We start from the raw sequence: 13,407 nt of genomic DNA on the forward strand, positions 1-13,407 counted from the left end.
TTGAAGTAATGAGCCACACGTTCGATGATTTCATCGATGAGAACGGCCACATCACCATCGGGGAAGGGCAGACGCTCGTCCGCCACGTCGAGGTGAACGTGCAGGAGAATTCCGACACGCTCGCGTACCGGTTCGTCGACTACTCCCGGGAACGTGACGGCGAGGCTCACGAGCTGACCTGGGCCGAGTTCGGTACTCGCCTCAAAGCGGTCGCGGCTCGCCTGCAGCAGGTCACCCAGCCCGGTGATCGAGTGGCGATCCTGGCACCGCAGGGCCTCGAGTACGTCATCGCCTTCTTCGGTGCGATCTACGCGGGCACCATCGCGGTGCCGCTGTTCGATCCCGACGAGCCGGGCCACACCGACCGCCTGCATGCCGTCCTCGGTGACTGCAAGCCGAGCGCCATCCTCACCGCGAGCAACTCGGCCGCAGGCGTGCGCGCGTTCTTCCGCGCCCTGCCCGCCGCGGAGCGTCCCCGGATCATCGCCGTCGACGCCGTCCCGGACAGCGTCGGTGAGACATGGGTCGAGCCCAAAGCCGGGCTCGACGACATTGCGTATCTGCAGTACACCTCCGGCTCGACGCGGACGCCGGCCGGCGTCGAGATCACGCACCGCGCAGTGGGCGTCAACGCGCTGCAGATGGTCGACAGCATGGAGATCAACCACGACTCCCGCGGCGTCACCTGGCTGCCGATGTTCCACGACATGGGCCTGCTGACCGTCATCCTCCCGGCGCTCGGCGGCAAGTACATCACCATCATGAGCCCGCGCGCCTTCGTGCAGCGGCCCTGGCGCTGGATCAAGGAACTCGCAGCTGTCTCCGACGGCGCAGGCACCTTCGCGGCAGCACCGAACTTCGCGTTCGAGCATGCCGCCCAGCGTGGATTGCCGAAGAACGGCGAGAGCCTCGACCTGTCCAACGTCATCGGTCTGATCAACGGCAGTGAGCCCGTCACCACGTCGTCGATGAAGAAGTTCAACGAGGCGTTCGGCCCCTACGGACTGCCCAAGTCCGCGATCAAGCCGTCCTACGGCATGGCGGAGGCGACCCTGTTCGTCTCGACCAGCAAGCACGCCGACGAGGCCAAGGTCGTCTACGTCGACCGCGTCGAGCTCAACGCAGGCAACTTCGTCGTCGTCGCCCCCGACGCCCCCGGTGCCATCCCGCAGGTGTCCACCGGAACCGTCGCACGCAGCCAGTGGGCTGCCATCGTCGACTCCGAGACCGCCACCGAGGTTGCCGACGAGCACGTCGGCGAGATCTGGTTGCACGGCGAGAACATCGGCAAGGGCTACTGGGGCCGCGAGACCGAGACCACGGAGACCTTCCACAACAAGCTCGTCCACCGCAACTCCGAGGGCTCGCACGCAGAGGGCGCTCCCGAGGGTGGCAACTGGATGCGTACCGGCGACTTCGGCGTCTACCACGACGGCGAGCTCTACATCACCGGTCGCGTCAAGGACCTCGTCATCGTCGACGGCCGCAATCACTACCCGCAGGACCTCGAGTTCTCGGCTCAGGAAGCCAGCAAGGCACTGCGTCCCGGCTTCGTCGCGGCCTTCGCCGTACCGCTCAACCAGCTCCCGGACATCGTGTTCGAGTTCAGCGGCGCAGCCCTGACCAAGGACTCCGACGACAGCTCCGAGCAGCTCGTCATCGTCGCCGAGCGTGCACCCGGCTCGGGCAAGGCAGACCCGGCTCCGATCGCCGACGAGGTGCGTACCGCGGTATCGGCACGGCACGGGGTCACCGTGCGCGACGTCCTGCTCGTCCCGGCCGGTTCCATTCCGCGTACGTCCAGCGGCAAGATCGCTCGACGCGCCTGCAAGGCCGCGTACATCGAGGGCACGCTGCGTGGCGGTTACCAGCAGACGGCCTTCCCGGATGCAGAACTGCCCGACTGACGGACGCATCCTCCGTTCTTCCTCCGATACGACTTGGTGAGTAATGGCTGAACAAGAGACAGACAAAATCGAGCGCGTGGACGGCGGGGACCTCACGGTTGCGCAGCTGCGGGACTGGCTGCGCAACTGGGTTGCGGACGCGACCGGGCAGCCGGCGTCGGCCATCTCCGACGACCGCCCGATGGAGGAATTCGGTCTGTCCTCTCGCGATGCCGTCGCACTGAGCGGCGAGATCGAGGAGCTGGTGGGGGTCACGCTGACCGCCACCGTCGTCTATCAGCACCCCACCATCGCGTCGCTGGCCAAGATCATCATCGAAGGCGAGCCGGACGAGCCCGTCGGCACCGTGGACGACGCGTTCTACACCAGCGGCGGACAGTCGGGCGATGCGCACGACGTCGCGATCGTCGGCCTGTCCTCCCGGTTCCCTGGTACCGGACAGACTCCCGAAGAGATGTGGTCGCTGCTGATCGAGGGCCGCGACGGCATCACCGATCTGCCCGACGGCCGCTGGCAGGAATTCACCTCCGATCCCGTCATCGCTGCCGCGGTGGCCGCGACGGTGACCAAGGGCGGTTACCTCGACGACGTCAAGACCTTCGACGCCGAGTTCTTCGCGATGTCGCCCAACGAGGTCGTCAACGTCGATCCGCAGCAGCGGCTCGCGCTGGAATTGACCTGGGAAGCGTTGGAGCACGCGCACATTCCGGCCAGCTCGATCAAGGGCAGCCAGGTGGGCGTCTTCATCGGCAGCTCCTCCAACGACTACCAGCTCATCGCCGTCAGCGACCCGGCCGTGCACCCGTATGCCCTCACCGGCACGTCCACCGCCATCGTCGCCAACCGAGTGTCGTACTTCTACGACTTCCGCGGGCCGTCGATCGCCGTCGACACCGCGTGCTCGTCGTCGCTCGTCGCCGTGCACCAGGCGGTACGCAGTCTGCGTACCGGAGAATCCGATCTGGCCGTTGCCGGTGGCGTCAACATGCTGCTCGCGCCGCCCATCACCGTCGGATTCGGTCAGACGGGTGTGCTCGCGCCGGACGGCCGAATCAAGGCCTTCTCCTCGGACGCGAACGGCATGATCCGCTCCGAAGGCGGCGGACTCGTCGTCCTCAAGCGACTCGAGGATGCCGAGCGCGACGGTGATCAGGTGCTTGCCGTCATCGCCGGCTCCGCGATCAACCAGGACGGCCGGTCCAACGGTCTGCTGGCACCGAACCCGGACGCACAGGCCGACGCGCTGCGGTTCGCCTACCGCGACGCCGGTATCAACCCGTCGGGCGTGGACTACATCGAAGCGCACGGCACCGGAACCATTCTGGGCGATCCGATCGAGGCCGACGCTCTCGGTCGTGTGGTCGGCCGTGGTCGCGACGCCGACAAGCCGGCCCTGCTGGGATCGGCGAAGACCAACTTCGGACACCTCGAATCGGCCGCAGGCGCAGCAGGTTTGATCAAGGTCGTCCTGGCGATGCAGCAGAACAAGCTGCCTGCGTCGCTGAACTACGTGGGCCCCAACCCGTACATCGACTTCGACAAGGCGCACCTGAAGGTGATCCCGGAGGCCACCGACTGGCCGCGGTACACCGGCAAGGCCGTCGCAGGCGTCTCCGGCTTCGGATTCGGTGGCACCAACGCGCACGTCGTCGTCCGCGAGTACGTCCCGGGCGAGACCGCAGACGCATTCGATCCGGCGGCTGTGGATCCGGAAGCCGTTCTCGTCGAGGGCCTCACCGATGTGGCCGGTGAGGAACTGCCGATCGTCGCCGAGCCCGAACCCGTCGTGTCGGAGGTCGAGACCACGGATCCGGTGGCCGAGGCCGAGACCGTACTGTCCGACGCTGAAACAGGTTCGGAGACAGTGATTCTCGCTGTGTCCGCGGCCCTGCCCTCGCGTCGTAAGCGGGCCGCATCGGAACTGGCCGACTGGCTCGAAACCGAAGAGGGCAGCACGACGCCTCTCGTCGACGTGGGCCGCACGTTGGCTCGCCGCAACCACGGGCGTTCGCGCGCAGTGGTTCTGGCGTCGACCACAGCCGAGGCCATCGCCGGATTGCGCGCCATCGCCGCAGGCAAGCCGGGCCCCGGTGTGTTCTCGGCAGATTCGCCCGCGTCCAACGGGGCGGTGTGGGTGTTCTCCGGCTTCGGTTCGCAGCACCGCAAGATGGCATCGCGGCTCTACCGCACCAACGCGGTGTTCGCCGCCGAGGTCGACAAGGTCGACGAACTGCTCGTCGACGAGGCCGGTTACTCCATCCGCGAGATCATCCTCGACGACTCGCAGACCTACGAGTTCGAGAACTCCCAGGTCGCCATCTTCGTCATCCAGATCGCCCTGGCGGCAACGCTTCGCGCGCACGGTGCCGAGCCGGCTGCCGTCATCGGACACTCGATGGGCGAGGTCGCGGCGGCATACGTTGCCGGTGGCCTGAACCTCGAAGACGCAGTGCGCATCATCTACGCCCGTTCGCGCCTGCTGGCCGAGGGCCAGGACGGACTCGGAGCCGCATCGCAGGGTGCCATGGCTCTCGTCGAGTACACCCCCGACGAGGTCAAGACCCTCACCGATCAATTCCCCAACGTCGAACCCTGCGTCTACGCAGCACCGACGCACACCACCGTCGGAGGACCACGCGCCGAGGTCGAGGCCCTCGTCGAAATGGCCGAGGCCGCAGGCAAGATGGCCCGCCTGCTCGACGTCAAGGGTGCCGGACACACCGCGGCAGTGGATGTCCTGCTCGGTGAGTTGGCCGCCGAACTCGCCGGAATCGAACCCGGCAAGCTCACTGCCGGGGTCTACTCGTCGGTCGATCGCGAGGCCCACTATCGCGTCGGGCATGCGGCGATTCACGGCGTCGAGTACTGGACCAAGGGAATGCGTCATCCGGTCTGGTTCACTCAGGCCGTCAATGTCGCTGTGGGAGACGGTCACACGACGTTCGTCGAGCTTGCTCCCAACCCTGTCGCGCTGATGTCCGTCGCCGCCACGGCCTGGGCTGCAGGCGTCGCCGATTCGACTCTGATCCCGACGCTCAAGCGCAAGGAGGACGAGTCCGAGACCTTTCTCTCCGCGCTGGCGCAGCTCTACGTCCACGGGCACGCCCTGGAACTGGCCACGCTGTTCGAGTCCGGCCCGTACGCGCCGATACCGCGTACCGCGTACCTGCGCAAGGAGTTCTGGCTGAACTCGCAGGTCAGCTCCGGCGGCAACGCGCGAGTTCCCGGTGCCCGAGTCGCATTGCCGGACGGCCGCCACGTGTGGGAGGTCCAGGCGTCGGCCGTCGCCGGTTTCGATGCACTGGTCACGGCTGCCGCATCGCAGGTGTTCTCCGATGTGGCCCTGGGTGTTTCGGTCTCCCACGCCGCCGTGCCGAAGGCGGGCACGGTCGTCACCACGTTGGCCTCGCACCTCGGTGGCGCGTCGGTGCAGGTGCACGCGCACGAGGGCTCGGCGTTCACGCTGCTGCACGAGGCCGTCGTCACCTCCGGTGATGTGCGTCCGGAACCCGTTGTGGCCGTGGAACAGCAGAGCTCGTCACCGATGGAGGAGTTGCCGGAGGTCGTCGAGACGTTCGGGGATCGCTGGGATCCCAACGGCAACCAGAAGCTCGAAGATCGATTGGCCGTCATCGTCGCGGAGTCCATGGGCTACGCGCCCGAGGATCTGCCGCCCGAGGTTCCGCTGATCGAACTCGGTCTCGATTCGCTCAGCGCCGTGCGCATCAAGAACCGGGTCGAGTACGAATTCGATATCCCCACAGTGCAATTGCAGGCCGTGCGCGACGCGAACCTGCGTGAGGTGGAGAAGTACCTGCGCTACGCGATCGAGAACCGCGACGAGGTGCAGGCACTGGCCGACAAGCAGGCGGCGGAGAAGGCGGCCGAGCAGGCTGCCGAGAACGGCGCAGGTGCTCGTGAAGAAGCTCTGGACACTGCCATCGCAACGCCGGAAGCAACGGTTCCGAGCGCCGAGTATCAGCCTGCTCCGGCCGTAGCTGCCGCCGCGCAGACCGACCTGGGTGGCAAGGAAGCCTTCGCCGAGGCCGCCGGATCCGACGTGCCTCCGCGCGACAATGCCGAGCGGATGACGTTCGCGACATGGGCTGTGGTGACGAAGGAATCGGCCAAGGGCATCTTCAACACCCTGCCGATCCTCGACGACGAGACTGCCGAGAAGCTGGCTGCTCGTCTGACCGAGCGGGCCGGCGGCGAGATCACCTTCGACGACGTCCTGGACTCGGAGACCATCGAACAGCTCGCAGACAAGGTTCGCCCGCACCTCGAGGACGGTGAGATCGACGGCGTCGTACGCAATCTGCGTGCCCGCCCCGAAGGATCCACCGCCACACCGGTGTTCGCGTTCCACTCGGCCGGTAGCTCCACCGTCGCCTACGAGCCCTTGCTGAGGAAGCTGCCTGCGGGCACTCCGATGTACGGACTCGAGCGCGTCGAAGGACCCATCGCCGTACGAGCCGCGGAGTACGTGCCGCTGATCAAGGCGATCCAGCCCGAAGGACCGTACGTGTTCGTCGGCTGGTCGCTCGGCGGCATCCTCGCCTACGAGGTGGCGCGGCAGATGGAGGAAGAGGGCATCGAGGTCGCCTACGTCGGGCTGCTCGACACCGTCATGCCCGGCACACAGATCCCGGACACCAAGGACGAGGTGCGTAAGCGCTGGGAGCGGTACGCGGCGTTCGCGAAGAAGACGTACAACGTCGATTACCCGATTCCGTACGACAAGTTGGTGGACTCGGACGACGAGGGGCAGATCCGCATCATCACCGATCTGGTGAAGCTCAGCGGCGCGAAGATCCCCGGCGGCATCATCGAGCACCAGCGTACGTCGTGGCTCGACAATCGGGCGATCCAGACGGCCGAGCTCAAGAAGTACGGCGGGCACGTGACGCTGTACATGGCCGACAAGTACCACGACGACGCGATCGCCCTCGAGCCCGCGTACGCCACCCGCGAAGAGCACGGTGGATGGGGACCGGTGGTCGAGGACCTCGAGATCGTGTACGTCGGAGGCGATCACCTCGCCGTCGTCGACGAGCCGTACATTGGAAAAATTGCGGCCCATTTGTCGAAGACGCTCGAGAACATCGAGTCTGCAAGAACCGGAGCGTAGATCTTGAGTGGCACCACTGCGGAGAAGCTGGCCGAACTACGGACGAAGCTCGAACAGGCCAAGGAGCCGGCCGGCGACATCGGCGTAGCGAAGCGCGCGAAGAAGGGCATCCCCAGTGCCCGCGATCGCGTCAATTCGTTGCTCGATCCCGGCAGCTTCGTCGAGATCGGCGCACTGGTGAAGGCCCCGAACGATCCCGGCGCGCTCTACAGTGACGGCGTCGTCACCGGCCACGGAACCGTCGACGGCCGCCCGATCGCGGTGTTCTCGCACGATCAGACCGTGTTCGGCGGAACCGTCGGCGAGATGTTCGGTCGTAAGGTCGCCGGCATCATGGACTTCGCGATCAAGATGGGCTGCCCGGTCGTCGGCATCAACGACTCCGGTGGAGCTCGTGTGCAGGACGCGGTGACGTCCCTGGCCTGGTACGCCGAGCTGGGTCGACGCCACGAGGCGTTGTCCGGTCTGTGCCCACAGATCTCCCTGATCCTCGGCAAGTGTGCCGGCGGGGCCGTGTACGCGCCGATCAACACCGACATCGTGGTCGCCACCGAAGAGGCGTACATGTTCGTCACCGGCCCGGAGGTCATCAAGTCCGTCACCGGTGAGGACGTCAGCCTCGACGAACTGGGCGGTGCGCGCGTCCAGGCTGTCAACGGCAACGTGCACCATGTGGCAGCGGACGAGAAGGCTGCGTTCGAGTGGATCCGGAACTACCTGAGCTACATGCCGTCGAGCTGCCAGGAAGAGTCGCCGGTGATCAACCCGGGGCTCGAGCCGGAGATCACCGAATCCGATCGCAAGCTCGACTCGTTCATGCCCGACGCCGACAACGCCGGTTACGACATGCACGACATCATCCTGCGCATCTTCGACGACGGTGAATTCCACGAACTCTCGGGCCAGACGGCACCGAATGTCATCACAGGTTTCGCCCGCGTCGACGGCCGGCCGGTGGGAATCGTGGCCAATCAGCCGATGCACCTGTCCGGAGCACTCGACGCCAAGGCAGCGGACAAGTGCGCCCGCTTCATCCGGCTCAGCGATGCCTACAACATTCCGATCATCTTCCTCGTCGACACACCCGGCTTCCTGCCCGGCGTCGACCAGGAGACCCTCGGCGTCATCCATCGTGGTGGCCGCTTCATCTTCTCGTTCGTCGAAGCGACGGTGCCGAAACTGACTGTGGTGATCCGTAAGTCGTACGGCGGTGGATACGCGGTGATGGGCTCCAAGCAGCTCGGATCCGACATCAACCTCGCCTGGCCGACCGCCCGCATCGCCGTCATGGGTGCCGAAGGTGCCATCAACATCATGAGTCGCAAACAACTCGCCGAGGCCGGAGAAAATGCACCGGCCCTGCGCAAGCAGCTCATCAACTTCTACAACGAACACGTGGCAACGCCCTGGATCGCCGCCGAGCGTGGCTACATCGACGCGGTCATCGAGCCCTCGCAAACGCGCCTCGAAATTCGCAAGGCCCTGCACATCCTGAAAGACAAGGAAGTGCACAAGAGTCCACGGAAACACTCGTTGCTTCCGATTTAGGCGGACTGAAGTGGTGCCCCAGCCCTCGCGGGGGTCGCTTCGCTCCCGTTCGCGTCAATGGACCACTGCACTGCCCAGACGTATGCAATGGTTCATCCACGTGGGGTGGACTCGGCGTCGATGGACCATTGCACTGCCGAGACGCATGCGATGGTTCATTCACGCGCGGGCACCGGTAGATTCACGCGGCACCATCACCACATCCGGTCGTGGTCTGGCGAGAGCGTGCTGGAAGTTCCTCCGTAAGTCTTCGAGCACCTGTGTCGGCCGATCGCGGATGTCTTGCGGTGAATGGGACACGACGATCAGGCCGTGCGCCTGCATTCGATTGCGTCGGGCTTGTGTGCGCTGGTAGTCGGCTGGTGACAGATGGTGGGTCACGGAATCGATTTCACGTGCCAGCGCCACGGCGTCGATCCAGCCGTCCGTGTTGGCGATGAACTCTCCGCTTCGAGCATAGATGTCGCAGTTGTGCGTCATCGCTGGCAGCCCGCTGGTTCGGTACAGGCGTTGGTCCTCGAGTTCTGCCACCGAGTGCGCGTTGTCCCTTAACTCCAGAAGTACGCGGCGGGTGAGCGCGCTGTAGCGGCGCGGCCCTTCGGCCAATTCGGTGGCGATCTCGTCGATGGACACGCCGCCTCGTTGGAGCACCTCGGTCAGCAAGGCGACGCACCGTGCCTCGGACTTCGCGGCCCGTGTGGCGTCGACCAATGAACGCACCAGAGGAGCAACTCGTATGCTGCCCTTGGTGATCGGCTCGGGAATCCGCCACGTCCGCTCTGCTCGGACGAAAGACACCGATGCCCGACGCATCTCTGCGGGTAGCAGCAGATGAACCTCCCCGGCGGATCCGTTGGTCCCGTATCCGAACGAATCGAGTCCGACGCAGCCGGTGATCATGCTCGTCGGTCCGCCGTATGCGAGCGCCGCCGCTGAGCGTTCGAGCGTCGACGGATGACCGTTGCGCAGCAGTACGACACCCGGCAGCAATCGCTGCCACGGACCGCCGGCCGCGCATCTGCTGTCGATCGCTGCGTCACTCACGCCCGCCTCGCGAAGCTGCCGACGCGTCACGACGCCGGTCGAGCTGAGGTCGAACAATGAACCTGCGTTCCACAATCGTCTTTTCATGCCCGAAGAGTGAAATCCGGCACCGACACGTTTGTCGCGTTCAGGTGCTGTCGCAGCCTCTCTGTGGATGGTCGACCAGTCTGTGGATGGATTGGCCTTCACCAGTCGCGAGTTGCCAAACATTGTCGGGCTCGGATGTTAGGGCCGGCAGATGGAGTCCTATGAAGCCCGCGGTCCTTGCCCCCCACCGGAGGGTGAATGGACCACCTACGCGCTCAGACGTATGCAACGGTCCATTGACCCACTACGGGCCGAAACGTGGATGGACCCTTGCACGGTCGAGACGTGTGCAAGGGTCCATTGACGCGGAGCGGCGGGTGGGAGGTCAGTCCTCGAATACGCGCAGTTGTCCGTCTTGGTACCAACCGGATCGGGTGACGTCGGCGGTGTCGAGTTCAGCGGGCACTGCGCTCGGGTAGTACTGCTCGTAGCGTTCCAATGAACCCCAGTCCCTGGCCCAGTCGTTTTCGAGGTAGGTGGGGACGGTGACGGGCTTGGCGAGTAGTTCGGACCAGCCCAGTGGGCCGCCGTTCTCGCCGGATTGCCAGGTGTCGGTGGAGCTGACGGCGAGTGGGCGGTCGGGGAGGATGCGGTATCCGGGCACCTCGGCGACGCCGTTTCGGTGGTCGAAGGGGCGTTGGCACGGGAATTGCAGTCCGACGGCCCAGTCGAGCAGCACGGGTTGTTCGCTGCCGATCATGGTGTTGAGGTTTTCCATCACGGGCACCCGCGGCGGAGTGAATGCGAGCCATTGGTCGCCGGTGAGGTTGGGGTCGTTGGCGACGATGCGGACGGCGTCGGCGTCGGGTGCGATGTCCGCCAACGGGATTCGGAGATTACGCCACGAGGGTGCGGGTCCGATGTCGCGTGGCAGGTAGGTGCCCTGGGCCTGGACGCTACCGTCGGGCTGACGCTTGCCGTATTCGAGCAGTAGCGACTGTCCGTAGGTGAGGGCTCCGGTGTCGTCGTAGGACCAGATGCGTCCGGCTGCGGAGAAGACGACCAGCGGTGCGTCGTCGCTGCGAGCGGGTAGTTGGTACCAGCTCGACGTCGCCTCCGCGGGCTCCTGGACGCCTTCCTGGTAGGAGCCGAGGACGGGGGTGGTGGCTGGGTCGAGGCCGAAGGGCAGGGCGGCGGAGGAGCCGTTGACGCCCACTTCGCCGGTGCCGCCTGCGGTTCCGGAACTCTGGCCTTCCTCGAATGCTGGCCCGACGGACTGCTGATCGGTATTGCCTTGCCCTGGTTTGACTTCCACGGCGTCGGCGCTGAGGTCGCTGGGAACACCGTTGGCGGTGAAGTTGCGCAGTGTGCTGCTCGATCCGCCGAGGGGGCCTGCGACAGGGTCGAACTCTTCCGGCAGTGGGCTCAGTACACCTGCGTTGGGGTTCGACTCGACGAGGACGTCGTTTGCGAGTCCGCACGAATTACCCAGCACCGATTGCACGTTCGACCGGGCCAGCGAGTAGGCGGGGTACTGAGAGACGGCTCCCTTGACGAGCGAGAGCACCTCGAACAGCACCATGATTCCGGCGATGACGGTCAGCGGCGCGGCGGCGAACTTACGGATGCGTTGACCGCGCGCAGACGTCGGTTTCGGTTGCGGCGGAGCGTATCCCTCACGCAAGTACTGGAAAGCTGCAATGGCGAGGACCAGTCCGAACAGGATGAGGAACAGGGTGCCCGACTCGTTGCCGCCCAGCGAGACCGTCTTGTCGAACCACGGCACGCCGTAGCTCGAGACGTACCAGTAGCCGTTGATGCCCGAGAACGACAGTGCCAGAACGAACATCAGTCCGGCGGCGAACAGCGATCGGTTGCGACGCGAGCGCAGGGCACTGGCCGAGACGGCGACGGCCGTCAGTGCCGCCAGTCCACCGGCGATTCCGGCGTAGGAACCGAAGTGGTGAGTCCACTTGGTGGGGTTGAACATCATGAAGAAGATGGTGCCGAGGACGACGCCGAGCAGACGCCACGCCGGCCCGTTCGCAATGCCGGGGATGCGTCGTCGACGAAGCAGCACGAACAGTGTGGTGAACAGGCACAGGATCATCGTCAGGAACGCGAAGCGGCGTGCGACCGAGCCGTCGACGGTTTGGACGAAGAGGTAGTAGTACCGCAGGAAGTCCTGGTACCAGGCCTCGTTGGGGCCGATGATGGTGCGGACTCGGGTGGACTCGATGACCGTCGCGTACGTCTGGTCGGCGAAGACGACGACGAGTACCAGTACGCCTGCTGCTGCCAGCGGGGCCAGCATCGCGAGGGTGCCGACCTGGCGGTGGCGTCGGACGACGATGCGTGCGATGGGCCGGGCCCCGGCGAGAAGTGCTGCCACACACATCAATCCGGTCGGCGCTGCGGCGAGGGTGAAGGCTCCGATCAAACAGGCTGCGGCGGCGGGCAACAACCTGCCGGTGGCGATGGATCGTTCCACCGAGCACCAGGTGAGCAGTGCGCCGAGGGCGACGATCGGTTCGGGACGCAGTCCGTTGTTGTACGGCAGCCAGAAGGCGAGGAACACCAGTCCGCCGGTCCACAGGGCGACGTTGGATTTGCGCACGGCGCGGCCGAGGCGCGGGACCACCTCACGGCTGATCACCATCCAGCACAGGACGCCGGCGATGAGTGCGGGCAGTCGCATCCACGGGCTGGCGGTAGAGATCTTCGCGAACACGGCGAGCACGTCGTAGTACCAGCCGAACGGGGCTTCGGGTACGCCGAACCAGCGGAAGTAGTTGGCCATGTAGCCGGAGTGGTCGGCGGCGCGAGCCATCGTGAGGAGATAGCCGTCGTCCGAGGTGTTCGCGCCGACGAAATGCCAGCCGACCAGAACGCCGAGGACGGTGACGTCGACGCCGGTGAACCTCCACCAGTGGGAGGGGAAGAAGCGGCGGTGCGCGCGACCGTCGGTGCCGTCGAGCCGTCCGAGTGCGCCGATGGCCAACAATGTGCAGGCGATCGCGAGGATCATGATCAGAGACTTGAGCAACGTCGGCGACGACGAGAAGCGGGAGTCGACGTCGACGGTGACGGACATGTCGGCCGGGGCCGCGCCGCTGAGATCGCTGAAGATGCCGACGACCTGGGGGCGTAGATCGCCGTCGAGCCTGCCTTGCAGAGGCTGGCCGTCGTCGTCGGTCAGTCCGGTGAAGGCCGCGGAGGTGTACTCGTCGTTCGAGGTGATCTCGATGGCCGCGCAGCGGGTGCTCTCGACGTCGGCGCGCGGTGCCGTCGCGACGACTACGTTGCGGTCGAGAACGTCCACGTTCGATTCGCCCACGCGTACGAACAGACTGTTCAGTGCCGCGCCTTCGCCCTGAGGGGGCGCAGTCGCCAGCAGTAGCCCGCCCGACGCGGGGAGTGCTGCGACGGCAGAGCACGGGAGGGTCGCGGTGAGGCTCAGGGGTGCCTGGGACACCAGCGGGGCGTCCACGTCCTGCAGGAGGCCGTTCTGCGGCCATTCGATGGTGGCCGTTGTCTGAGTGACGGGTGCGAACGGAGTGATCAGCGCGAACAGAACACCGAGCACGCCGGCCACCATGGCGATCAGCCGGGGAACTCGCACCTGAGCACGAAGTTCGTCCGAGGCTCGCAGTGGAGCGGGGACGGGTGGACCAGCTGATGAATCTGTCACGACGTCGGGCACGAGAGTCGATGTTATGCGAGCGTGACGAAGAGGTCACACAGGCACCG

At 65.7% G+C, this 13,407-nt stretch carries 5 protein-coding genes; 3 read left to right on the top strand and 2 right to left on the bottom strand.

From position 1 onward, the window contains the following. Positions 1-8: 8 nt before the first annotated feature. Genes fadD32 through CH291_RS11075 form a run of 3 tightly spaced genes read left to right on the top strand, consistent with a single transcriptional unit; the run spans position 9 to position 8,586 of the window. On the top strand, positions 9-1,907 hold the full coding sequence (fadD32, locus tag CH291_RS11065; protein ID WP_068054333.1) for a long-chain-fatty-acid--AMP ligase FadD32: 1,899 nt from the start codon (positions 9-11) through the stop codon (positions 1,905-1,907). Positions 1,908-1,950: 43 nt separating this feature from the next. Next, a complete protein-coding gene (gene pks13, locus CH291_RS11070) occupies positions 1,951-7,038 on the top strand; it encodes a polyketide synthase Pks13 (RefSeq protein ID WP_094687487.1) in 5,088 nt (1,695 codons plus the stop codon). Between the two features lie 3 nt (positions 7,039-7,041). Then, entirely contained in the window at positions 7,042-8,586 is a 1,545-nt protein-coding gene (locus CH291_RS11075; RefSeq protein ID WP_094638927.1) for an acyl-CoA carboxylase subunit beta, read from the top strand. A 159-nt stretch (positions 8,587-8,745) separates the two neighbouring features. On the opposite strand, the gene CH291_RS11080 is transcribed toward CH291_RS11075, so the two are convergent. Then, a complete protein-coding gene (locus CH291_RS11080; protein WP_068054628.1) occupies positions 8,746-9,717 on the bottom strand; it encodes a hypothetical protein in 972 nt (323 codons plus the stop codon). Positions 9,718-10,042: 325 nt separating this feature from the next. Continuing rightward, positions 10,043-13,360 (bottom strand): arabinosyltransferase domain-containing protein, encoded by a 3,318-nt coding sequence (locus CH291_RS11085; RefSeq protein ID WP_068284288.1) that lies wholly within the window; start codon positions 13,358-13,360, stop codon positions 10,043-10,045. Positions 13,361-13,407: the final 47 nt, after the last annotated feature.

It is taken from the genome of Rhodococcus sp. 14-1411-2a, from assembly GCF_002259485.1.
Classification (GTDB): Bacteria; Actinomycetota; Actinomycetes; order Mycobacteriales; family Mycobacteriaceae; genus Rhodococcoides.